The 23,765-nt window shown below is 26.8% G+C and carries 25 protein-coding genes and 2 pseudogenes; 14 read left to right on the forward strand and 13 right to left on the reverse strand.

Annotation, left to right across the window (positions count from 1 at the left end):
* Nucleotides 1–11 precede the first annotated feature (11 nt).
* Genes GIL12_RS00745 through GIL12_RS00755 form a run of 3 tightly spaced genes read left to right on the forward strand, consistent with a single transcriptional unit; the run spans nucleotide 12 to nucleotide 3,033 of the window.
* The gene (locus tag GIL12_RS00745) at nucleotides 12–602 is read left to right on the forward strand and encodes an ECF transporter S component (protein ID WP_163468120.1); all 591 of its coding nucleotides are present in this window, start codon (nucleotides 12–14) and stop codon (nucleotides 600–602) included.
* Nucleotides 602–2,260, forward strand: coding sequence for an ABC transporter ATP-binding protein (locus GIL12_RS00750; RefSeq protein ID WP_163468122.1), 1,659 nt, complete (start codon nucleotides 602–604; stop codon nucleotides 2,258–2,260). The genes GIL12_RS00745 and GIL12_RS00750 overlap by 1 nt, the downstream gene beginning before the upstream one ends.
* Nucleotides 2,257–3,033, forward strand: a complete 777-nt coding sequence (locus GIL12_RS00755; RefSeq protein ID WP_163468124.1) for an energy-coupling factor transporter transmembrane protein EcfT — start codon at nucleotides 2,257–2,259, stop codon at nucleotides 3,031–3,033. The genes GIL12_RS00750 and GIL12_RS00755 overlap by 4 nt, the downstream gene beginning before the upstream one ends.
* A 57-nt stretch (nucleotides 3,034–3,090) precedes the next feature.
* Here the strand turns inward: GIL12_RS00755 and GIL12_RS00760 are convergent, their stop codons facing one another.
* The 3 genes and pseudogenes from GIL12_RS00760 to GIL12_RS10085 form a co-directional block, all read right to left on the reverse strand.
* Nucleotides 3,091–3,648, reverse strand: coding sequence for a DUF6691 family protein (locus GIL12_RS00760; protein WP_163468126.1), 558 nt, complete (start codon nucleotides 3,646–3,648; stop codon nucleotides 3,091–3,093).
* The gene (locus GIL12_RS00765) at nucleotides 3,639–4,232 is read right to left on the reverse strand and encodes a YeeE/YedE thiosulfate transporter family protein (protein WP_163468128.1); all 594 of its coding nucleotides are present in this window, start codon (nucleotides 4,230–4,232) and stop codon (nucleotides 3,639–3,641) included. The genes GIL12_RS00760 and GIL12_RS00765 overlap by 10 nt, the downstream gene beginning before the upstream one ends.
* A 103-nt stretch (nucleotides 4,233–4,335) precedes the next feature.
* A pseudogene (locus GIL12_RS10085) lies at nucleotides 4,336–5,127 on the reverse strand (sulfite exporter TauE/SafE family protein).
* A gap of 280 nt (nucleotides 5,128–5,407) precedes the next feature.
* On the opposite strand from GIL12_RS10085, the gene GIL12_RS00780 reads away from it, so the two are divergent.
* The gene (locus GIL12_RS00780) at nucleotides 5,408–6,487 is read left to right on the forward strand and encodes a potassium/proton antiporter (RefSeq protein WP_163468134.1); all 1,080 of its coding nucleotides are present in this window, start codon (nucleotides 5,408–5,410) and stop codon (nucleotides 6,485–6,487) included.
* 40 nt (nucleotides 6,488–6,527) lie between these two features.
* Nucleotides 6,528–6,872 (forward strand): TrkA C-terminal domain-containing protein, encoded by a 345-nt coding sequence (locus GIL12_RS00785; RefSeq protein WP_163468137.1) that lies wholly within the window; start codon nucleotides 6,528–6,530, stop codon nucleotides 6,870–6,872.
* 37 nt (nucleotides 6,873–6,909) lie between these two features.
* Here the strand turns inward: GIL12_RS00785 and arsA are convergent.
* From arsA to GIL12_RS00805, 4 genes and pseudogenes are all read right to left on the reverse strand, one after another.
* A pseudogene (gene arsA / locus GIL12_RS00790) lies at nucleotides 6,910–8,655 on the reverse strand (arsenical pump-driving ATPase).
* An 18-nt stretch (nucleotides 8,656–8,673) separates the two neighbouring features.
* Nucleotides 8,674–9,045: an arsenite efflux transporter metallochaperone ArsD gene (arsD, locus tag GIL12_RS00795; protein ID WP_163468139.1), complete on the reverse strand. Its 372-nt coding sequence runs from the start codon at nucleotides 9,043–9,045 to the stop codon at nucleotides 8,674–8,676.
* 69 nt (nucleotides 9,046–9,114) lie between these two features.
* A complete protein-coding gene (gene arsB / locus GIL12_RS00800) occupies nucleotides 9,115–10,179 on the reverse strand; it encodes an ACR3 family arsenite efflux transporter (RefSeq protein WP_163468141.1) in 1,065 nt (354 codons plus the stop codon).
* Between the two features lie 24 nt (nucleotides 10,180–10,203).
* On the reverse strand, nucleotides 10,204–10,569 hold the full coding sequence (locus tag GIL12_RS00805) for a metalloregulator ArsR/SmtB family transcription factor (protein WP_163468143.1): 366 nt from the start codon (nucleotides 10,567–10,569) through the stop codon (nucleotides 10,204–10,206).
* 167 nt (nucleotides 10,570–10,736) lie between these two features.
* Here GIL12_RS00805 and GIL12_RS00810 point away from each other — a divergent pair, with 167 nt between their 5' ends.
* Nucleotides 10,737–12,065, forward strand: a complete 1,329-nt coding sequence (locus tag GIL12_RS00810; RefSeq protein ID WP_163468145.1) for an MATE family efflux transporter — start codon at nucleotides 10,737–10,739, stop codon at nucleotides 12,063–12,065.
* A 10-nt stretch (nucleotides 12,066–12,075) separates the two neighbouring features.
* Here the strand turns inward: GIL12_RS00810 and GIL12_RS00815 are convergent, their stop codons facing one another.
* The 3 genes from GIL12_RS00815 to GIL12_RS00825 form a co-directional block, all read right to left on the reverse strand.
* Complete coding sequence (locus tag GIL12_RS00815; protein ID WP_163468147.1) at nucleotides 12,076–12,522, reverse strand: YkvA family protein; 447 nt, start codon at nucleotides 12,520–12,522, stop codon at nucleotides 12,076–12,078.
* Nucleotides 12,516–12,767, reverse strand: a complete 252-nt coding sequence (locus GIL12_RS00820) for a hypothetical protein (protein WP_163468149.1) — start codon at nucleotides 12,765–12,767, stop codon at nucleotides 12,516–12,518. The genes GIL12_RS00815 and GIL12_RS00820 overlap by 7 nt, the downstream gene beginning before the upstream one ends.
* A gap of 102 nt (nucleotides 12,768–12,869) precedes the next feature.
* The gene (locus GIL12_RS00825; RefSeq protein ID WP_163468151.1) at nucleotides 12,870–13,112 is read right to left on the reverse strand and encodes a DUF6868 family protein; all 243 of its coding nucleotides are present in this window, start codon (nucleotides 13,110–13,112) and stop codon (nucleotides 12,870–12,872) included.
* A gap of 152 nt (nucleotides 13,113–13,264) precedes the next feature.
* Here GIL12_RS00825 and GIL12_RS00830 point away from each other — a divergent pair, with 152 nt between their 5' ends.
* The gene (locus GIL12_RS00830) at nucleotides 13,265–13,447 is read left to right on the forward strand and encodes a hypothetical protein (RefSeq protein WP_163468153.1); all 183 of its coding nucleotides are present in this window, start codon (nucleotides 13,265–13,267) and stop codon (nucleotides 13,445–13,447) included.
* Nucleotides 13,448–13,507: 60 nt separating this feature from the next.
* Here the strand turns inward: GIL12_RS00830 and GIL12_RS00835 are convergent, their stop codons facing one another.
* Genes GIL12_RS00835 through GIL12_RS00845 form a run of 3 tightly spaced genes read right to left on the reverse strand, consistent with a single transcriptional unit; the run spans nucleotide 13,508 to nucleotide 17,388 of the window.
* The gene (locus GIL12_RS00835; RefSeq protein WP_163468155.1) at nucleotides 13,508–14,710 is read right to left on the reverse strand and encodes a DUF4365 domain-containing protein; all 1,203 of its coding nucleotides are present in this window, start codon (nucleotides 14,708–14,710) and stop codon (nucleotides 13,508–13,510) included.
* A gap of 23 nt (nucleotides 14,711–14,733) precedes the next feature.
* On the reverse strand, nucleotides 14,734–16,326 hold the full coding sequence (locus GIL12_RS00840; RefSeq protein WP_163468157.1) for an SIR2 family protein: 1,593 nt from the start codon (nucleotides 16,324–16,326) through the stop codon (nucleotides 14,734–14,736).
* Nucleotides 16,327–16,350: 24 nt separating this feature from the next.
* Nucleotides 16,351–17,388 (reverse strand): hypothetical protein, encoded by a 1,038-nt coding sequence (locus tag GIL12_RS00845; protein WP_163468159.1) that lies wholly within the window; start codon nucleotides 17,386–17,388, stop codon nucleotides 16,351–16,353.
* 173 nt (nucleotides 17,389–17,561) lie between these two features.
* Here GIL12_RS00845 and GIL12_RS10020 point away from each other — a divergent pair, with 173 nt between their 5' ends.
* The 7 genes from GIL12_RS10020 to GIL12_RS00875 all read left to right on the forward strand — a co-directional run bounded on the left by GIL12_RS10020 (nucleotide 17,562) and on the right by GIL12_RS00875 (nucleotide 23,758).
* Nucleotides 17,562–18,215: a class I SAM-dependent DNA methyltransferase gene (locus GIL12_RS10020; RefSeq protein ID WP_203522452.1), complete on the forward strand. Its 654-nt coding sequence runs from the start codon at nucleotides 17,562–17,564 to the stop codon at nucleotides 18,213–18,215.
* A complete protein-coding gene (locus tag GIL12_RS10025) occupies nucleotides 18,172–19,113 on the forward strand; it encodes an N-6 DNA methylase (protein WP_203522454.1) in 942 nt (313 codons plus the stop codon). The genes GIL12_RS10020 and GIL12_RS10025 overlap by 44 nt, the downstream gene beginning before the upstream one ends.
* Nucleotides 19,113–20,540, forward strand: a complete 1,428-nt coding sequence (locus GIL12_RS00855) for an RNA-binding domain-containing protein (protein ID WP_163468161.1) — start codon at nucleotides 19,113–19,115, stop codon at nucleotides 20,538–20,540. The genes GIL12_RS10025 and GIL12_RS00855 overlap by 1 nt, the downstream gene beginning before the upstream one ends.
* Entirely contained in the window at nucleotides 20,541–21,767 is a 1,227-nt protein-coding gene (locus GIL12_RS00860) for a restriction endonuclease subunit S (protein ID WP_163468162.1), read from the forward strand.
* A gap of 50 nt (nucleotides 21,768–21,817) precedes the next feature.
* On the forward strand, nucleotides 21,818–22,108 hold the full coding sequence (locus tag GIL12_RS00865; protein ID WP_163468164.1) for a hypothetical protein: 291 nt from the start codon (nucleotides 21,818–21,820) through the stop codon (nucleotides 22,106–22,108).
* A 93-nt stretch (nucleotides 22,109–22,201) separates the two neighbouring features.
* Nucleotides 22,202–22,417: a hypothetical protein gene (locus GIL12_RS00870; RefSeq protein ID WP_163468167.1), complete on the forward strand. Its 216-nt coding sequence runs from the start codon at nucleotides 22,202–22,204 to the stop codon at nucleotides 22,415–22,417.
* 63 nt (nucleotides 22,418–22,480) lie between these two features.
* Complete coding sequence (locus GIL12_RS00875) at nucleotides 22,481–23,758, forward strand: hypothetical protein (protein ID WP_163468169.1); 1,278 nt, start codon at nucleotides 22,481–22,483, stop codon at nucleotides 23,756–23,758.
* Nucleotides 23,759–23,765: the final 7 nt, after the last annotated feature.

The following is a 23,765-nucleotide window of genomic DNA, read 5'->3' on the forward strand; positions in this document are numbered from 1 at the left end:
GGGGGAAGAAAATGATTAAAAAATTAGGTTGGACATTGAAGGATATTATAGTTTTATGTGTACTTGGAGTTGCTTTTGGAGCTATGTATTTGGGAGGAGTAACTATTTGGGCATTTGCCAATGCAGCTTTTGGTCCTATTGGTCTTGATATAGTGTATGGAATTTGGTTTACAGCATCTATTACAGGGGCATATATAATTCGTAAACCAGGAGTTGCCCTTGGTACAGAATTAATGGCAGCATTAGGTGAAGTTATATTAGGTACACCATCTGGTATTATGGTATTTATTGGTGCAGCAATTCAAGGACTTGGATGTGAAGCAGTTTTTGCTGCAACTGGTTGGAAAAAATATTCAACACCTGTTTTAGTTTTAGCAGGTATGGGTGCCAGTGTAACAAGTTTTATTTATAATTATTTTGCCTATGGATATTCAAAATTTGCCTTTGTAATGTTAGCTAGTATGTTAGCAGTACGTTTAGTGTCAGGTGCTGTACTTTCTGGTTTGCTTGGTAAATGGATTGGTGATGGTCTTGCAGCTACAGGTGCCTTGTCTTCATTCCCATTAGGTCGTGAAAGAGCTAAAAAGAGAGTTAATGGATAATGGCAAAGGTAAAGGTTTTAAATCTATCAGTTGAAATTAATGAAAAATTTATTTTGAAAAATATTAATATGGAATTTGATACAAGGGATAGAATTTTAATTTTAGGAGAAAGTGGTAGTGGTAAATCCACTCTCCTTCTATCTCTTATGGGAATTATTCAAAGATTTAACAACGCTTGTGTAAAGGGAAATATATTTATAGATGGTGTGTCTGTTAAGGATATGAAAATATCCAAAGTAGCTAGAATTTTTGGAATAGTATTTCAAAATCCTGAAAGTCAGTTCTGTTCCCTTTATCCAAAGGATGAGGTAGCTTTTTCTTTGGAGAATCAATGTATGGATCCTTTACTAATGCCTAGTATAATAGAAAAATCATTGGAAGCATTTGATTTTCCAAAGGAAAAAGAAAATCAACTTATTAATACCCTTTCTGGAGGAGAACAGCAACGTCTTGCACTTTCTTCAATTGGTGCTGTGGATTCTCAAATGTTTTTATTAGATGAACCAACTGCAAACTTGGATCCAAAGGGTAGAGAGCAAGTGGTGAAATCTGCTAAGAAAGCTGGGGAAGAGGGAAAGGGATTAATAGTTGTAGAACATAATTTGGAAAATTGGATTCCATTTTTAGATCAGTTAATTGTTATTGATGGAAATGGTGAAATATTTTGTGATGGAAATATTCGTGAGATGTTTTATGAGCATAGTGATTTGTTAATGAAAAAAGGAATATGGTGCCCCTATAGTATTAGAGTATATGGAAAATTAAGAGAAATGGGATATAATTTTAAAAATGTCCCTTGTAATATTCAAGAGTTGAAAAATGAAAGAATCCCTGAAAATTTATTGAGAAAGGTAATGGATGTTTCTTGTAAACTCTCTGATAAATTAAAAATAAATAGAGGAAATCCAATACTTAAAGTGGAAAAATTATCTGCTGGATACAAAAAAAATAAAAGGGTATTAAAGGAAATAGATTTAACTGTAAATGAAGGGGATTTTTTTGCTTTAGTTGGTGGAAATGGTAGTGGTAAATCAACTTTATCAAAGGTTATATTAAAACTGGCCAATATTTTTAGTGGAGATATTTTTCTTTGTGGAAGAAAATTATCCTCATATAAGGAACAAGAACTTTATGATTTAATTGGTTATGTATTTCAAAATCCTGAACATCAATTTTTAGAAGATACAGTGTGGTCAGAAATTGCCTATAGTATGGATCAAGTTACCAGGGATAAAAATATTAGAAATAAAGAAGTAAATAGACTGTTAGAAGATTTTCATCTTAAAAATTATGAAATGAACAATCCTTTCAGTCTTTCTGGAGGACAAAAAAGAAGACTTTCTGTTGCAACTATGCTTGTGGGAGAAAGGAAAATGTTAATACTAGATGAACCTACTTTTGGACAAGATGAAAGAAATACTAAAATGTTAATGGAAAAACTTGTTAAATTAAATGAACAGGGTATGACAATATTTATGATAACCCATGATTTAGATTTGGTAGATTCCTATGCAAACAATACTGCTGTGTTATATAACGGGGAAATTTTATATAGTGGTGACACTGAAAATCTATGGAATGAAGGGGAAATAATTAAAAAAAGCGGTCTTGATTTTCCCTATAGAGTTAAACTTTTAAATGAGGTGAGTCTTTCATGAATATGAAAAAATTTAATCCCTGTGCAAAACTTCTTGCTAATTTAATTGTTGTACTAGCATCTTTAATGGTTTTTGATCCATATACAATGGGTATGCTATTTAGTTTTAGTTTTTTCTTTGCTATTATTACAAAATCATTTAATTCTAAGAATTTAAAAATGATTATTCCCCTTGTGTGTTTTGCCTTTGGAATGCTTTGGATGAATGGCTCCCTAGCAAGGGTTCAAAATCCAAAAATTATTGCAACTCTTTGGCATATAAACTTCACAGATAAGGGTCTTATTGTGGGAATGGTTTTATTTTTTAGAATTTTAACAATTGGAATTACTTCTATTTTATTTACTTGCAACACTGAGCCTGATGCTTTAATATTAAGCTTGATTAAAGAATTTAAACTAAATCCAGGAGTAGCTTATGGTATACTTACAGCTTTACGTTTTTTACCATCAATGGAATCTGATCTTGCTTTAATTAATGCAGCTCATAAAATCCGTAGTTCAAAGGGTAAAAAATGGTATAAGAAGAAAAATCCATGGTATAGAAATGCAATACCATTACTTGGAACAAATATTAGAAAGGCGGAAAGAGTTGCCATTGCAATGGAGTCTAGAGGTTTTCAAACAGATATGAAAAGAACATATTATCGTACTATTAATTGGTATAGAAGGGATACAATATTTGTTTTTGCTACTTTAATAGTGGTTGTTTCAATTATTGCTTTTTCTTATAATTTAGGTTGGTTAGTTGGTTTTAAACGTTGGCAAGGATTTTAAAAAGGAGGTCTTAATTAGTTTTTAAACTATAGACCTCCTTTAAATTTATATTATATTTTATTTTCTGTGATCAGGTAATATAAATGCAATAACTATAAGAACAATTCCTATTGCACCTGCAACAAACAATCCAGGAATATTAGGAAGTAAAGGAATGCTTCCCTTGGCATTGGTAACAGCTAGAGTCATTTTTCCTCCTAAATCATAAAATAAGAAAGTATCTTTAATTTTTCCATAAATAAGAGTTAGTGATAATGCTCCAACCATTCCTCCTAAAACAAAGAAAATAGCATCTTTTCTACCTTCACCAAGGGCAACTAATCCTGTTCCTGGGCAAAAACCAGATAGGGTCCAACCTAAACCCATAATACCTCCACCTATTATAACTCCAACATAGGATGATTTTATACTTAAATGTGATGGATCAATAACTCCAAATAGCATAAGCATAAATAATAGTAGATTACTAAGTCCAATAGCTAGAAGGATTGTTTTCATTAAATGAAAATCTTTTAGTCTAAGCATGTTTATAATTTTTTGTGGATTTGAAGCTCCAACTTTTTGAAGAATAAATCCAAATAAAAATCCAATTACAATAGCAAGTATTATAGCCATTCTTTATTACCTCCTTTGTATATGAATATAGCTGCAGGTATTGCAATGGCAAATGCTCCCAAAGCAAATAAATAGCCACTGACAGATGTTTGCATCATACCACTCATCATATGTCCACTGGTACATCCCCCAGCAAGTCGAGAACCAAATAGGGCTAGTATTCCACCTAAAAATGATCCTAAATATCTTTTTACACGGGATTTTCCAAATTTATCTTCCCAAACTTTAGGAAGGGATTTGTTTTCTTCTTTACTTTCTTTATCTTTTAATTTGCTAGCAGTAAAACCTCCTAGAATCATTGCAAATACAAATACATAACTATAATTTAAAGGTTCGGCAATACTTTTAGCATATTTTCCTCCGCTTTTATTTATATATGCATTAAAGCTAGAATAACCACTTTTAGCTCCTGAATCTTTAACTACTAATTCTTGAACTGAGTTCCATGCTACACCATCAAATATTACAAACTGTGTAGAAACACCAATTGGCTTTACTAGGGCCACAGCAACAATAAAAATAAGACCTAAAATTGTACCACTTAAAAACCAATGCCACTGTTTTTCTTTGATAAATTTTTTCATATTATCCTCCTTTTTATATTAATTTCTAGAAATAATTTGTTCTAATTTAACTTAATTTAATTATATAACTATATTTTTTTTAATTCAAGAGATTTTTAATTTTTTAAAAATACAAGGAATATATAAATTTACAGGCTATTAAAAGTAAAACTATTGAAAATATTTTTTTTAATTTTCCTTTATTGACATTTAAAGAAATTTTGCTTCCTAGTAATCCCCCAAGTAAAGCTGCTATTGCTAGAGTTAATCCAATTTTATAGTCTACATTTCCTTGAAGAGCGTGTCCAAAAAGTCCAAAAAGAGCTGTAAGAGCTACCATTACTGTTGAAGTTGCTATTGCTATTCCCATGGGAACTCCACAAAGTAGTACCATTATTGGTAGTTTAATTACTCCCCCTGTTATTCCTAATATACCTGAAATAATACCTATTAGAGCAGTACTTAATATAACCAGTGGAACATTTACCACATATTTATGCCCATTAAATTCCCTGTGCCAGTAATAGAATTTATTTTTTTCTAATTTTAAACCTCCATCTCTTTTTGGATTCATCATTTAAAATCCAGCTATTATTAATATTATTATAAGTAATATTTTAGGATAATTCTCTGGTAAAAGAGAACTGTAATATCCCCCTACAAAGGCCATAATATCAGTTGGTGGATCCATAACAATTGCTAACTTCCAATCCACTAAGTTATTTTTATGAAAACGAAATAAAGCTGCTAGGGAAGTTGCTAGTATTAAAATTAAACTTATACTAGGTGCTGTTTTCATAGTATATCCTGCAAATAATAAAATGGGAACGTATAAAATTCCTCCTCCCATTCCTATCATTGAAAAGAAAGTAGAAACACAAAAGAAGGTAAGAGATAATAGTATTATGCTTTCCATATTAACCTCTCTTTATTCTCTAGATTTAAATTTCCATATGAATATTTAATTATCATTATAATTTTCCTCCATTAGTATGTATATTTATAGATATATTAGTTTATTTATTTACTATACTCTTGACATCTATCCTTGTCAATTTGTTTTTTAAATTTGTCTTTTAAAATTATTAAAGATTTGATACTATAGTTAGTAAGTAGAGAGAATATATTCTATACATTTAATAAACAAACTACATACTGACAAACTTAAGTATGCATATTGTCAAAGGAGAATTAGTATGAATACAGATAAAATTAGTTTAATTGTTGGTTTTTTAATATTGTCTTCAGTTTTTTCATTGAGAATTTCAAAAAAATATAGCCTGCCAAGTTTATTATTATTTTTAGGAGTTGGAATGATGGCAGGGTCAGAGGGGATTGGTGGAATATATTTTGATAATATGGCCATTGCCCAATTAATTGGTGGAATATCCCTGGCATTTATACTTTTTAATGGTGCCTTTTCAACAAAGATGGAGGTTTTAAAAGAAGGTGGAAAAGAAGGTTTAATGCTAGCTTTCATAGGAGTAATTATAAATACATGTATTGTTGGAATAATAGTTTATTTTGTTAGTAGTTTTAGTATATTGTATTCCCTTTTAATAGGAGCTATTGTATCTTCAACAGATGCTTCAGCAGTTATGTCATTACTTTCCTTTGGAGGACTTAGATTAAAGAAAAAAGTTTCTTCAATTCTTTTAGTTGAGTCAGGAACAAATGATCCAATGGCAAATGTAATTATAATTTTATTAATAAGTATAATGACTAGACCAGATTTTTCTTCCCTTGAGGGAATAACATTTTTGTTTTTACAAGTTGTAGTTGGAGGAGTAATTGGATATTTATCAGCAAGGGTAAGCATAGAGATGTTAAAAAGATTTGCCCTTAAATTACCAGCAATATATCAGCTAACTATGGTATCAGGGGTTTTTTTAACCTTTGGACTTACAAATATATTAAAAGGTAATGGTTATCTTGCAATATATATATATGGATTAATTTTAGGAAATTCAGGAATACATTTTAAAAAGAGCTCTAAAGAATTTTTTGGAAGTCTATCTTGGGGAATTGAAATGGGAATATTTATTATTTTAGGACTTTTAGTGTTCCCAAGTAAACTAATCCATGTTTGGAAAATAGGAACCTTTATAGGACTGAGTTTAATGTTATTTGCTAGACCTTTAAGTGTAATTATAACTCTATATAAGTCTAAACTTAATATGAAGGAAAAATTATTTATTAGTTGGGGTGGACTAAAGGGGGGGAGTTCCAATTGTTTTTGCAATATTACCTGTTCTTGCAAATATAGATGGAGCTGAAATTATATTTTCCATTGTTTTTTATGTTGTGGTAATTTCAGTGGCTATTCAAGGAACTACTTTGCCCTTTGTAGCTTCATTATTTAAAATAAAAGACAATGACAGTTCAAAATATGTTGAGCCTGACATAGAACAAATGGAATTTTTAGAAGAAAAACTAATTAAACTAAGGGTGCAAGTGGGAAGCTCATTTCATAATAAAAGTATTATAGATATGAAACTTCCAAAGGGAGTTTTACTTTTACTTATTGAAAGGGGAAATGAAAAAATATTTCCTAAAGGAAACACAAAAATATTAGAAAGGGATTCCCTTCTTATTTTTGGAGAAGATCAAATTAAATTAGAACAATTAATTAAAGAATGGGGTAAAGTTGAAAAGGAATAAAAAACAAGCTAGAAATTTAATTCTAGCTTGTTTTAATTTATTTTAACATTTTATTTAGATTTCTTCCCTTTAATTCTTCAGGAATCCATTTAATTATTGCAAAATTTTCATTTGAAATTTTATTGACTTTATTTATCCATTGTATTTCATTACTTGCCTTTACTTTTAAAATATCATTTGTTGTATTAGTTGCATAAAAACTTGAATTAATAACCCATCATTTACTATATATACCAGCTCTGTTTAAATCTTCTTGTAACCTAGTGGCTTCATAAACTGGGGTAGCTTCAGGTAAAGTAACTATAATAACCTCTGTTAAATTTTTATCCTTTAATTTAGGTAATAATAATTTAACTGAACTTGGAACATCCCCTTGAGTACGTTTAATTTCATTATTATAGCTTTCAGTTGACTCAAGTAATAATAAAGTATGACCTGTTGGAGCTGTATCAATGACCACTGTTTCATCTTGAGATCCTTCAACTATTTTAGCTAAAGCTCTAAATACAGCTATTTCTTCAGTACAAGGAGATCTTAAATCCTCTTCTATATAGGCAATATCTTCATCACTCATAGTTTTTCTTGCTTTATCTAATACTTCTTTAGTATATTTTTCTAGTTCTTTCTTTTCGTCAATACTACTGATTTTGACACCATGTCCTTCTTCTAAAACAAACTTTAAATGTGAAGCTGGATCAGTTGTTGTTAGATGCACTTTTTTCCCTTTTCTTGCTAATTCTTGAGCAATAGTAGCAGCAATAGTAGTTTTTCCAACTCCTCCCTTACCCATTGTGAATATAACTTTTTTATTAGACTTGTATAAATCTTCAATTACATTGTTTAAATTTAATATATTATTAGTATTTAATTTTTCATTATTATACTTAATATTATTTTTTTTAAATAATGATCTTATATTTTCAAGGCCAGTTATATTGTATGGTCTTAGGGGGATTTCAAAGGTTTTAATGTCTTTAATTCCAGTTGGAATGTTATTTATTGCATCTTGTTGTTTTTTGTAAATAGAATCAGAAAGATAATCATTGTGCCCTTTAAGTATTCCGTTTACTATTAATAATTGGTTATCTATACCAATATCATGTAATTCTAAAGAGGCTCTTTCAGCTTCTTTTAAAGCTGATACTTCAGGACGAGATATTAGTATAAGAGTAGTTTTTTCACTATTTGCTAGGTTTTCCACAGCATTCTTATATATTTCTTTTTTATCTTCAAGTCCAGATAATTGGCCTAAACATGATGCACCATGTGTACTATCACTAATGAAATTAGTCCAAGCTGAAGGAAGTTGAAGCATTCTTAGTGTATGCCCTGTTGGAGCTGTATCAAAAATAATATGATCATATTTATCTGCAGTTTCTTTATCTGTTATAAATCCAGAAAATTCATTAAAGGCTGCTATTTCAACTGTACAAGAACCAGATAGTTGTTCTTCCATACTATCAAGTGCTTCCTTTGGCAATGTATTTCTATATGGAGCTAGTACACTTTCCTTATATTCAGCTGCTGCTACTTCAGGCTCGAAATTTGCTACTACTAAATTAGGAACTTCTTTTATAGGGACCCCTTTGTTGTTTAACTCTGTGTTAAAAACATCTTGAAGATTAGAAGCAGGATCAGTACTTACAAGTATTATTTTTTTCCCCATATCAGCAAGGGCAACTGCAACTGCACAAGCTGTTGAAGTTTTACCAACTCCACCCTTTCCAGTAAAAAATAAATATTTAGTTAAATTTATATCTTTTAAGTTGAAATTTTGAAACATATATTTCCTCCTTTTAACTTAACAACATCCACTACAACAACAATTTTTTTTAGGTTCTGATTTTTTATCTCCCATTAAATATTCCTTTGGAATATCTAAAAATTTACAAAATTCTTCATCTGTTAAATAGTCATTTGTCTTTACAATTTTCCCATCAACAGTTGTAATAGGTAAAACTTTAATTCCTTCCTTTGATATTAGTTGATTAATTTCTTTGTTATCCACAAATACTTTTGGATTTTCACTTAAATTATGTCTTTCTATTAATATGTCCTTGTTTTTTAATTTGTTTATAATTGTTGAAATTCTTAAAAGCTTCTCATTAACTGTGGGACCGCAGACACCTGTTGAACAACACATAGCTGGATCAAAAATTATCATTTTTTTCATAATTATCCTCCTTTATTATATTACTATATTTGATTATACTCATAGAATGCGCAAAAAAAATAATTTACTTTAATAACTTTTTATAGGTTTTGAAAACCAATTTTTTGTATTATTTGCTATCTTAACCAATTGAAGCATAACTGGAACTTCAACTAAAACTCCAACTACAGTTGCAAGGGCTGCTCCTGAATCTAATCCAAAAATTGATATGGCCACAGCCACAGCTAATTCAAAGAAATTTGATGCTCCTATCATTCCAGCTGGAGCAGCTAAATCATGAGGTAGTTTCCAAGCTTTTGACCATAAATATGCAATGAAAAATATTAATACAGTTTGAATAATTAATGGTATTGCAATTAATAGAATATTAAGTGGATTATCAACAATAGTTTGTCCTTGAAAAGAAAATATAATTCCTAAAGTTAGTAATAGTCCAGTTATTGTAACATTACTAAATTTAGGAATGAAAGTTTTTTCAAAATATTCTAATCCTTTGTTTTTAGTTATTACAGTTCTTGAAATAACCCCAGCAGTTAAAGGAATTACCACAAATAAAACAACTGATAAAAATAATGTTCCCCAAGGAATTGATATATTACTCATTCCTAATAAAAATGCAACTATAGGAGCAAATGCAACTAAAATAATAAGATCATTTGTTGCCACTTGTACTAAAGTATATGCAGGATTTCCCTTGGTTAAATGACTCCACACAAATACCATAGCAGTACAAGGTGCTGCACCTAAAAGAACAGTTCCTGCAAGATATTCTTTACCAAGCTCAGGAGATATAAAATTCTTAAATACCACAGTGAAGAAAAATAAAGATATTCCATACATGGTAAATGGTTTTATGAACCAATTTGTTACCCATGTAACAATAAGACCTTTGGGATTGTCCCCTACCTTTTTAATACTGTTAAAATCAACTTTTAACATCATAGGATAAATCATTAACCAGATTAAAATTCCCACAGGAATTGAAACCTTTGCATACTCAAACTTACTTAAGAAATTAGGTATTATTGGTAGATAAACTCCAATAAGAACTCCAATTCCCATACATATCCCCACCCACAGTGTAAGATATTTTTCAAAAAATCCAATGCCTGTTGGCATTTTATTTTTTATCATAACTTTTATCCTCCTATTCAATTTTTATTTTAAAGTGCTATCTGTTCCTTTGTTTATGCTTTCGCAACTAATACCACTTTTTTTATATGTTAATAGCTTATCCATATCCTTTAGAAATTTTTCATTTTCAGCCATTTTACTTTCTAAATATTTATACAGGGATTTATTTTCTTCAATGAACTTTGGATTAATTTTGTAATATGTCCATTGGGATTTTTTTTCAAATGCAACAATTTTTTCATTTTTAAGTTTAGTTAAATGTCTTGATGCATTTGACTGAGTTGTATTTAAAATATTTTCAATTTCACAAACACATAATTCACCCTTTCTAAGTAAATTTATTATTCTAAGTCTATTTTCATCCCCTAGAGTTTTAAATAAATTATTCATTATTTCCTCCTTTTTAATATTACTATATTTGAATACACTCATATAGTACACCTGAAATTATTTTTTGTCAACAAAATTATTATAAAATGATTGTTTATTGACTATTTTAAAATATATGTTAAACTTATTTTAATATATCAAAAAGGTTTAAAACAAGGGAGAGTAATATGAATAAAAAAGTAACAGATATCCAGCTAACAAAGAAGTTAATTTATTTTAGCTTACCTTTGATCTTAAGTGGACTATTACAACAACTATATAATTGGGCTGATGCTTTTATAGTGGGAAATGTTGAAGGGGAGATAGCCCTAGCAGCAATTGGATCCACAGGGGTTATTATAAATCTTTTTGTTATGGGAATAACCGGATTTACCTCTGGGATTTCTATATTATCAGCTAGATATATAAGGGAAAAAAATCAAGGGATACAAAATGAAATATTAGCTACTTTTCTTATTCTTTTGGGGATTATTTTAATTTTAATAAGTGGTGTTACCATATATTTTTCTGAAAATATATTAATGGCTCTTGGAACTCCCACAGATATTTTTTATATAGCAAAAAGATATTTACAAATTGTTTTGTTAGGTATTCCTTTTATCACTGTATTTAATGTGTATGCTGCTGTGTTAAGGGGAATTGGAGATAGTAAGGTTTCTTTTTATGCTGTGTTAGTTTCAGCTGTTACAAATATATTTTTAGATATTTTGTTAGTAGTTTTATTTACTTTTGGAGCCATAGGAGCTGCAATTGCAACAGTAATATCCCAATTAATGATGACTATTTTTATTATAGCTTATGCTAAGAAAAAATATAATATACATTGGGAACCAAGAAAAAAGATTTTTAGTATGAATTTTCTTAAAAAAGGTTCCTCTTTAACTACACCAATTACCATACAGTCTGTTGTTACTTCTTTAGGTAGTATTGTTATGCAAAATCTTATGAATACTTTTGGAACAACTACAGTGGCTGCTATAACAACAGCTTACAGAATTGATACCCTTTTGCTTTTACCAGTTGTGAATCTAGCAACAGGAATTTCTATTATTACTTCTCAAAATATTGGTTTAGGAAGAGCTGAAGATGCTAGAAGAAGTTTATTTATAGGATTAAAACTTAGTTTAGTTGTGTCAATTCTCCTTACAATTCCAGTTATAACCATTGGAGAAAATTTAATAGGAATATTTGGAGTTGGGCAAGAGGCTGCTGCAATTGGAGGAAGATTCTTCTATTCAATAGGTTGGTTCTATTTTATTTATGGTTTAGCAATGGCTATGAGAGGTTATACAGAAGGAAAGGGAGATGTTTTATATTCAAGTATTAGTGGTCTTTTATCCCTTGTGGTGAGAATAGTATTATCATATAAGTTAAAGGATTCAACAGGGAATATGTCCCTTGCTTATGGGGAAGGCCTTTCTTGGGTTTTTCTTTTCTTATTATTTGCAGGAAGATATGTATATATTGAAAGGTATAAGAATAGAAAAAGAGTCTAAAAATTTAATGTTATTTAAATTTTTTGATAATTTTTTTCCATTTATGTCCTACCATTTCATCTGAAACTTGGAGAATCTTTTTTATTAAAAAAAGTATGTCTGTATCCCCTGACCAATATTTTTTTATTATTTCTGGATCAATTTGATTAATAAGATTAATAAGATTATTAAGAACATATGCAGCTATAGCAATGTCATCCACATAACCAATTGGTCCTAAAATTAACTCTGGAATAAAGTCTAGGGGTGAAATAAAATATGTAATAGCTGCTGCTAATTTTGCTTTTTCTTTAGCTGGAACATCTTTATCTAGAGATAATTTTACTAAAAGATGAAACAAATCAGGAGCAGCCATAATATATTCAACCCATTTATTTGTTTTTCCTTTTTTAGATTGTGCCCAAATTCTAATTTTTTTTCTTAATTTTTCATAAAAATCCTCATTTTCTTCTAGCATCTTTTCTCCTTATAAATTAATCTTGTATTATAGTTTTTTTTAAATGTATCTAAATAATTTTTAGTTGTTTTATTCTTTGGAATTCCATTAGAATAAAATGGTTTTATAATTTTTTTAAATGGAGTAACTATATGGAAAAGTATAGAGCAAAATAAAACTATTACTATAACCTTAAATACCCATTTAAATATTAAAAAACTAAGAATGGTAAATAGTATAAATAATATAATTGAAATTGTTAACATAAAATTCTCTCCTAATATTAATTGGTCTTTTAACATTAATTATATTCTAAAGGGGTTAGAAAGACAAGATTTTTATTATTTCTATTAAATTAAAAAAAATAATTAAGATATTATTATAAGGGCTAAGTAAGGCACAATATTAAATACCAATATAGCTATTTTATAAACTGCTAAAAACTTAAAATATTCTAAGTGTAAAGTTGTTTCGTCTAAAGCGAATAATTTTGAATGAATCTTTGAAATGTGTTTTTGAAATACTGTCATTATGAAAGTAGAAAATAAAAGAAAAATAATATTGATTATACAGCACCAACCTAGAAATGATTTAATTATATTTAATTCCATTATTAAAACCTCCTTTTGTTAGTCTAATTATATAACATATATTATATAGTTCAAGGGATAAATGAATTTTAAATTTAAAAATTATTGCTATTTAGTTCTTGCGAGAAAATAATAAAAGGTATATAATTAAATTTAAAGGAGGTGAGAGGAATATGACAAAGTTTATAGCTAATGAAGAAAGAGATGATTCAAAATATCAAGTTCATAGATTAGGTTGTCCTAATAGACCAAAATCAAATTTTTTCTATGTTGAAGCGAGCAATTTAGACAGTGCAATAAAAAAAGCTAGCAAAGAGACAGGAAAAACTTATTGTGCTTGTAAAGTTTGTAAGTAACAAATAAAAAACCCCCATTTTATAAAATGAGGGCTTTTTTATCTTTTAAATGTTTTTTAATTATAGCATTATTTTTTGAATGTGGTCATGAAAAAGATTAGTAAGTTCTTTATCTAATTCTAAAAGTTCATTTATTCTTTTTTGAATATAGTAATCATTGTAGTTGTTATCTTTGTAAAATTTAAAATTATCAAGAGCAGTTAAAAATTCCATAAATTTATTATCTAAATTTATGCATTCATAAGGAATCTTTTTTTCAAAATTATTAAAATTATTATATTCTTTTTCTATTTTATCTTTATATAAATCTATATTTTTTTTAATATCTTTACAAGCGTAAATATTTAAAGCTATATTTTTAGCTTTTAAGAATTTTAAAAATATAAATTTTAAGTAAGAACCTTTAGTAGATTCTTCTATTTGATATGAAGAATTAATAGTTAAATCAGTAAGTTCTGTTTCATATTTCTTGTTTTTAGAAACAGTTTTAAAACGATATAAAGCTCCTTCTGTTCCAACTTTATTTAGAGCATCATATACAAAAATAGTCAATTCATCAATATTTTTAGATTTTATATTTAAATTTAAGTTGTTTTTTATTTCTGAAAGTGATATTTTTTCTAACAATTGATGTAAAATACTTTGATTTTGTAAAAAAATTGAATTTATATATATCCTTAAAATTTTTCTTGATTTTTTAGGTATAGAAATATCTTCTGAATCAATAATTTCATAACATTTTCTTAAATTAATTTTTTTATTTTTTAGTAGAATTTCTAATATTCCATCTTCTGATATTCTTATCATCTCTTTTTTAAATTTTTCTTGATTTTCTAGAGAATTTTCAATAGGTATTTTAATAAGTTTATTTTTTTGATTTAAGTCTTTATCTTTTATATAATTTGAAATATATGGTTGCATAAAAAGCCAATAACCTATGTCAGTTTTTTCATCATATAAAACAAGGATTAGAGGAATATCACAATCTTTTATAAATTTAATAAGTTTTACCGGACAATTAAAATTAATATAACTATCTTTTATCTTAATTTCTTTTTGAGCTTTTAATTGAACTTTTATATATTTTGATTTTGTAATATATTTAAGCAATTCTTGTTCTTTTTCAAAAATTTCAATTTCACCATCAACATCATTATCTTGATCATATTGACGATATTTAAATTTTGAATTTATACATTTTCCTAATAAATAATGGATTGATTTTTGTTCTAGTAATTGATTATAAGCATATTCTGATTTCATAAATTCTCCTTATATAACATATATTAAGATTTAGTATTATAAACTTTGTCATCATATTTTATTAAAAGTTTTCTGAAATTAGTAGAAATTGTATCATCTTTTTTTTCTTTCATCTCTTGTAATTCTTTTAATAAATAATTTTTAATATTATTTATCATTAAATTTTCAAAGTTATAATTAATAAGACAATATTCGATATCTTTTTTATAGCTTAATTTTTTGTTATTATAGTTTTTCTTAATATAAATAGTAATCTCATCAATTGAATTTACAATATTGTTATGGGAAGAAATTTCAGTATTAAATGTTTTTAATTTTTTAAGTCTTTTTTTTAATTGTTCAATTTCTTTTTTATTTAATAAATTTTTTAATAATATTTGTTTAGTGAGATATTTAAAAGCAGGGTAGCCTGTTCCAATGTTCTGTAAAGCTAAGAATCTTAAATTAGATTCTAAATTATCAAAAGATTCGTTAGCTATATAATTATAAAGGTAATCTAATACAGAAGGTGTTTGGATAAGTATAGCTCTATCTCCTATTGCCACAGCAATATTTTTATCTTTTATAATATCATCTATATTTTTATTAGGTAGAAAATTAACAAGCTTCTGTTTTAGTTCGCCTTTTTTTCCTTCAGATATAATTAATTGTTTTATTATATGTTGAAATTTTGAAATTTCAGCAGGAGTGACTCCTTGATTAATTTTTGAAATTTTTTTATAAATCTCAGAAAAGTTATCAGTAGTGATAACAGTAAAGCTACAATTTATTTCTTCATCTGTTCTTATTTCTTCAGAAATATCCATTTTTCCTTCTTCACGATTGACTAAAATAATTCTTTTTCTTAATTTATATTTTTCCTCATCGTCCAAAGAAGTGGAAAATTTTTTAATAATATTTCTTATATTCAAATCTGTTAAAGAATATCCAATAAAAATAATTGGAAAGTCTAATAGTAAAGAAATTATTTTAGAACTAATTAGTATGGAATTTTGATTATATTTTTCATAATCATTTTCTGTAATTACTATGCTGTTTGGTTGTTTACAACAGCCATGAACTTTATATAATTCACAGTAGCCAGTTTCTGATTGAAAAAGTCCTTTTTGTCCTACATAAGTTTTTAAAGAATTTGTATTAAAAGTATCTTCTACAAAAGTATCATAATTAGTTGTAAGAAGGATTCTAGATTTTTCTATCATATGTTTAAAATCTAAAATTTCTGATTTTTTATTATTTTTTAATTCATAAGAAAGAAACATATTAGATAAGTATTGTTTAAAAGGATTAATTTTATGAGTAAAAACAGATTTAGGGTTGATATTTTTAATTTCAAGATTTCCTGAATTAAATTTTTCTTTTATTATCTTTTCTATTTGGCTAGCAATTTTAATATTTATTTCAAAATTTTTTTTTAATTTAGAACAATTTTTATCTAAGCTATCTTCTATTTTATTCAATTCAGAGTAAAAATTTTCATTACTTACATTTTTCCAAATTGTTTCTAATAATTCTATCCAACTAGGTGAATTTTTCAAATATCTTTTTGGAATTCCAGAACCTATAAAAATGATAGGAAATTCATTGTTTTTTATTAATTCATCTAAAATAGCCATAATTCCTCCTCTTTATGAAATGTTTTAGTTTATAGATAGTAAGTTATCTATAAATTTTTCTGAATTGTTAAAAATTTCAGTATTTATTTTTTTAATATTAAAATGAATAATTTTTCTTCTAAATTTTTTGTTAATGGTTTTTTCTACTTGTTCTGGATTATTGTCATAAATATATAAGTTGTGATGTTCATCATTAAATTCTTGTTTTTTTAAAAGTTCTATTATATGTGGTTCATTTTTTAGAGAGTTTCCTATAATAATAAAATTTTTACAAGTTTTAAGTTTCTCTTCAAAAATATAAAAATATTCTCTTAAAACATTATCTTCCATAATTTGTTTTTTCTTTAGTTCAGGTTGATTAAAAATCATTAGTGGATTTAAATTTTCAGAAGTTTGTCTTAATTTGATAGTTTCATAGAAATCTTTTTTAAATTTGTATGATCCATGAATATGGAAAAATAGTTCATCTTTATTAAGATTATCTTCTATCAAAACTAAATCTCCATGTTTATTTTTTCCAAAGCCATCAGGAATAAAAGTACCGTGGTTAGTTAAAATAGTATCTTCAATCCCATCATAGTTTGTAGTTAAAAATAAAGGTTGAATATTTTTTTCAGTTAAGCTACTTCTAATTTTATCTCCAAAGTTAGGAAATAGTTTTTTAATTAGTTTGTAATTATCACTTTGTTCAAAAGTTCTAAATTTATTACATATTTCTAATATTTTTTCCCCAATAGCTTTTTCCATTCCTAGTTTTATAGGAGCTATATGTTCTTTACAATCGGGTATTAATTTTTCCAAAGTATCTGAATTTGATAAAAAATTTAATACTAGATTAATCATTTTTATAATTTCTTCACTATTTAAAGTTGGATATTCTTTCATTAAATCTTTGAAAAATTTATCAAATTCTTTCCATAATGCAGTTATTTCTTGTATTTTATCATTTAAATCGTTGAGTTCTTCTTGAGTAAGATTTAGTTCGTTAGTATAATTAGAAATACTATTTTTGATAAAATTCATTATCATATAATTAAAACCATTACCTGTAAGTATAGTCATAAAATTGCTTCTCCTTTATATTAAAATTAATTTGTCATTTAATAAAGATAAATCACTTTAAGTATATACCTTTATGTATTTTTATTCAAGTAAAGCAATAATTTAATTACTTTACTTTTGTTTTTATGAATAGTATACTTATTAGTGAATTACTAATCATATAAGGGGGCAAAATGGCTAAGAATAAGAAGGAAGATAACATTAAAGATCAACTTTGGAAAGCATGTGATAAATTAAGAAATAATATGGATCCAGCAGAATATAAATATGTTGTTTTAGGGTTGGTGTTTTTAAAATATATAAGTGATAAATTTGAAGCTAAAAACAAACAATTAATTAAAGAAGAATCAGAAGGTGGTTATGAAAAAGGAGAAATATCAGAGGATAGAGATGAATATATAGCAGAAAATATATTTTGGGTACCTGCAACTGCAAGATGGTCTGAAATAGTAAAGCAGGCAAAAACTCCAGAAATAGGAAAGATAATAGATGATGCTATGTTTGAAATAGAAAAAGAAAACGAAACTTTAAAAAATGTGTTATACAAAGTTTTTTCTAATCCAAATCTTGATAAAGGAAAATTGGGAGAATTAATAGATATCATAGGAAATATTAATTTAGTAGCTAAAGAGGATGAAAAAGAAGATATTTTAGGACAAGTATATGAGTTTTTCTTAGGAAAATTTGCAAATTCTGAAGGAAAGAATGGAGGACAATTTTATACTCCTAAATCAATAGTTAAAACAATTGTAGCTTGTCTTGAGCCAACTAAAGGAAGAGTATATGATCCTGCCTTGTGGAAGCGGTGGTATGTTTGTTCAATCTGAAAAATTTGTGGAAGATCATAGAGGACAACTAGGAGATATTTCTATATTTGGTCAAGAAAGTAATGGTACCACATGGAAACTTTGTAAAATGAATTTAGCTATTAGAGGAATAGAAGTTGACCTTGGAAAAGAACCAGCAGATACCTTTACAAATAATCAACATGCTACAAAGAAAATGGACTATATAATGGCAAATCCTCCTTTTAATGTGAAAGATTATTGGAATGAAAGTTTAGCTGGTGATGTAAGATGGAAATACGGAACACCACCTGAAAATAATGCGAATTATGCTTGGCTTCAACATATGGTACATCAATTAAAACCTACAGGAGTTGCAGGGATTGTTTTAGCAAACGGATCTCTATCATCAAATACTTCAAATGAAGGAGAAATAAGAAAAGCTATGGTAGATGGGGATATTGTTGATTGTATCATTGCTTTGCCAGATAAATTATTCTTAACAACAGGAATACCTGCTTGTATATGGATATTAAATAGAAATAAATCTAATCCTGATCATAGAGAAAGAGAAAATGAAACTTTGTTTATTGATGCTAGAGATTTAGGAGAAATGATAGATAGAAAAACAAGAGAATTTAAAGAAGAAGATATAGAAAAAATAGCTAAAACATATCATTCATGGAGAAATAAAGATGGAGAATATAAAGATGAAAAAGGATATTCCAAAGCAGCTAAACTAGAAGAAATTCAAAAGCAAGATTATATATTAACACCAGGAAGATATGTTGGAATAAAAGATGAAGAAGATGATGGAATACCATTTGAAGAAAAAATGCAAACTTTAACAAAGAATTTATCTGAACAATTTAAAAAATCAGCAGAACTAGAGGCAGAAATAAGAAAAAATCTAGCTTCTATAGGATTTGGGGTGAAATAATGAAAGATATATTAGAAGAAATAAAAAAAGGTGAAAGTAAAACTTTAGAATTTAAAGAGATATTGCCTAATAATAAAAGTATAGCAAAAACTGTAATAGCTTTTTCTAATGCGGCTGGTGGAAAATTAATTGTAGGAGTAACAGATAAAAGAGAAATAGTTGGAATAAACGAAGATATATTTGAAGTAAAAGATAAAGTAATATCTATTATTTATGAAAGTTGTTGCCCTAAAATTAATCCAGAAATTTATACAAAAAATATTGATGGGAAAATAATTTTAGTAATTGAAGTTTTTAAAGGATCGTTAGTTCCTTATTATCTTAAAGCAAAAGGAAAAGAAGAAGGAACATATATAAGGATAGGAGCAACAAATAGAGTTGCTGATTATGGAAATATATTAAATTTAGAAAGAAGAAGAAAAAATATTTCTTATGACGAGGAAATTGAGTATGATGTAGAATATTCCAAATTAGATTTAGGGGTATTGTATCATAAATTTAAAAAATTAGGAAAAGAAATAAACGAAGAAAAAATGTTAAATATGAGGTTATTAAAAAAAGATAATGAAAAAATTTATCCTACAAAAGGACTATTAATTTTATTAGGAAAATATGAAAATGTTATAACTAAATGTTCCTTGTTCAAAGGAAAAAATATGAGTATCTTTTTAGATAAAAAAGAATATACAGGTGATTTATTTTCGCAATTAGAAAATATACAAATATTTATAAAAACACACTTAAATTTATTTGCAAAAATAGAAGGCTTACAAAGAAATGATTATTTAGAAATCCCAGAAGTAGCTATTAGAGAAGCACTTCTTAATGCTATGGTACATAGAGATTATTCTAATGAAGGTAGAGATATAAAAGTTGCAATATATGAGGATAGATTAGAAATTATTTCTCCAGGAGAATTTCCTTTAGGAATATCTAGTGAAAATATTTATAGTGGACGTTCTGAGATAAAAAATAGAGTAATAGCTAAAGTTTTTAAAGAACTAAACTACATTGAACAATGGGGTAGTGGTATAGTAAGAATATTAACTTTATGTGAAGAATATAATTTGAAAAAACCAAAAATAGAAGAGAGTGGAACTTTTGTAGGGGTTACATTATTTAGAAAAATTAATACTTCAAAAGAAATTGAAAGTACTGGAAAAGTACTGGAAAGAGATAAAAGTACTGGAAAAGTACTGGAAAGAGATAAAAGTACTGGAAAAGTACTGGAACCATCACAAGAAGAAAAAATATTAGAATATTTAAAAACAAATGAGAGCATAAAAAAATCAGAGGTAGAAGTTTTATTAAAGGTTAAAGACTCAAGAGCTAGAAAAATATTAGCAGAAATGGTAGAAAGAGGATTTATAGTCAAAGAAGGAAAAGGGAAATTAACTCACTATAAATTGAAAAGTGAGGTAGAATAGATGAAAGAAAATACAGAATGGAAAGAAATTGAGTTGGGAGATGTTATACAATTTAATCCAAGAGAAAGCATAAGAAAAGGTGAGATAGTAAAAAAAATATCTATGGATAAACTGAAAGAATTTTCAAGAGAAATAGTTGGATATGAAGAAACCTTTTTTACAAGTGGGACTAAATTTAAAAACGGGGATACTTTAGTTGCTAGAATAACACCTTGTTTACAAAATGGGAAGACAGCTCAAGTAAATATTTTAAATCAAAATGAAATTGCTTTTGGTTCAACAGAATTTATAGTTTTAAGGGAAATTGAAAATAAAACAGATAAAGATTTTATATATTATCTATCAATTTCAAATAAATTTAGAGATATTGCTATAAAATCAATGACTGGAACTTCAGGAAGACAAAGGGCTCAAAGAGATGTTATTGAGAAAACAAGTATTTATCTCCCACCATTTTTAGAACAAAAAAAAATAGCAGCTATTTTAAAATCATTAGATGATAAGATAGAACTAAATAATAAAATGAATGAGACTTTGGAAGAAATGGCTCAAACTATGTTTAAAGAATGGTTTGTTAATTTCAATTTTCCAAATGAAGAAGGGAAATCTTATAAAGATAATGGCGGTAAAATGATTGAATCAGAACTTGGGATGATTCCTGAGAGGTGGAGAGTAGAATCATTAGACGAGATAGCTAACTATCTGAATGGTTTGGCGATGCAGAAATATAGACCTGAAGGAGAAAATAAATTAAAAGTTATTAAAATCAAAGAGATGAATAATGGGGTATCTAATGAAAGTGATTTATGTTCTACTTTAATACCGGACCAATATAAAGTATATAGTGGTGATATTTTATTTTCATGGTCAGGAACATTAAAATTAATGTTATGGAATGGTGAAACAGGCGGTTTAAATCAGCATATTTTTAAAGTGATTCCTAAAAATTTCCCCAAATGGTTCGTATATTTATGGACAAAAATGTATATGAAAAAATTTACAAATATAGCAAAAGGGAAAGCTACTACAATGGGCCACATAAAAAGAGAGGATTTAAAAAAGGCAAAAGTGGTAGTTCCTTATGAAGAAGAATTAAATAAAATCAATATAAAAATAAAGAATATTTTTGATGAAATAATAAAGATAAATCAAGAAATAAAAACGTTGAGTCATATTCGGGATTTTTTGCTTCCTAAACTTATGAGTGGAGAAATAAGAGTGAAGTGATTGTATGAATAAAAAATTTTAGAAAAATTAATTTAAAGGGAGGAGAAAATATGTTTGGGCAAAATGACAATAATAAATTTTCTTTAAAAGAAAGAATATTTATTTCACATATAGGACAATCATATAGACTTTCAACATTTCTTAGTTTATATGAAAATTCTTGTAATATTATTTATAATTCTCTACAAGAAAAAAAGATGGAAGGTATAGATATGGTTTCTGTTCCTTTAATTTTTCTTATGAGACATAGTATTGAAATAGGATTAAAGGGTCAAATACAAAATTTAATGAAATTAAGTGAATGTAATGATTCTAAAAACTCTTTAGAAGGTCACTCTTAAAAAAAATTATTAGAATGTTTCTCTCTTCATACAAAAAAATGTTTTGAAAAACTTAGTATTAATGATAAAGTAAAAAAACAATTTGACGAAAAAATGATATTTATGTCAGAAATAGTTAATGTGTTGGATCTTTTAGATGAAAAAGGAACAACGTTCAGATATCCAAAGGATTTAAATGGCAATAAAAATATAGAGTCTAATAAAAAAATAAATTTATTGGAATTAAAAAATAATTTTGATCATTCTATGAGTCTCTTATATTTAACAGATCAGGTTCTTTATGATTATACAGATGAGATTATATATTGACGAACAAATAATTTTGTTTTAAGAAGATGTTTAGTAGAGTAAAAATAAAAAAGGAGATTGATTGTGAATAGACATTTAAGTATTTTTACACCATATCAAATTACTTCAAGGGAAAATAATCTTACAAGATCATTAGCTATTATGCTTAAAAATGAACCGTTATTTTTTGATTTGTTTTATACAGAGATTGTTGGAAAAAGTTTAGGAAAAAATCTTTTATCTAAAAATATTATTGTAGATACCGAGGTGTTTGCAAAAGATATAAGTATTAAAGATTCTGGTATAGGAAATATTTATGGAGTTACATTAAATACAGTAAAATACAGAGATAATTTAAATACAAGTAAAACTACTAAAAAACCAAGAATGGATTTAATTATTCAAGTTGAAGAAACTTTAATTGTTGTAGAGGTTAAACGTTTAAATGAAGATCCTAGAGAGCAATTAAATAATCAAATAAAACGTTTAAATTGGGGAAATGTAAATCAAAATTTTAAATATAAATCTCTTATATGGTCAGATATATTAGATATAGCATTTAATCTTCATAATTTTAGGGAACAATTAGCTTCTCCTAGTTTATATCTTAATGAATTTAAAATGTTTATTGAGAACAATTTTCAAGATTTACTTCCTATACAAAAATTATCAATTGAAGGTTTAGACAATAAAATACTTACTAACAGAAGAATTATGCAAATAAAAAAAGAAATAAATATTAAAATTCATGGTGAAGATTTTGAAGAGGAAGTTAATTGGGTAGTTTTAAAAGACCAAAAATTTGCTGAAAGGTGTGAATTATTAGTAGGGGAGAATAAAACTTTAGATTTAATGGTTTGGCCTGGAGATAACAGAAAACAGGGTATTAAGTTATATAAAAATAAATTTATTTTAGAAGATGTTTTAAGTAACATAAAACAAGGAATTAAAAATTTTGATAAAAATATTAAATTTAAAGTTTCAGGTCATACCTATATAAGATTTGCTCATATTATGGGAAAAGGAATTTTCTGGGAAGATATTCCTGATGATAAAATAAGAGATGTATCTGAAGTTTTTAAAGAAATAGGAAAGATGGTTTATAAAAAGGATAATAAAAAATGGGAAAAATCAAAAATTAATATTTCTAAATATGTCAAAGATAAAGAGGAATTTATTAAAAAATTTAGTAGATATTTTGAAGAAACTAATAGAAGTTTTACTAATATAAATGTAGGAAATGAGATTAAACTATCTATTTCTTTTGAACAAATTGAAAAATGGGAACAAGAATGTAAGACTGCTGATTATTTAAAAAATATTATAGAAAATATGATGAAATATATTTATTATAAAGCTTAAATTAAGG

It is taken from the genome of Fusobacterium sp. IOR10, from assembly GCF_010367435.1.
Taxonomy (GTDB): Bacteria; Fusobacteriota; Fusobacteriia; order Fusobacteriales; family Fusobacteriaceae; genus Fusobacterium_B.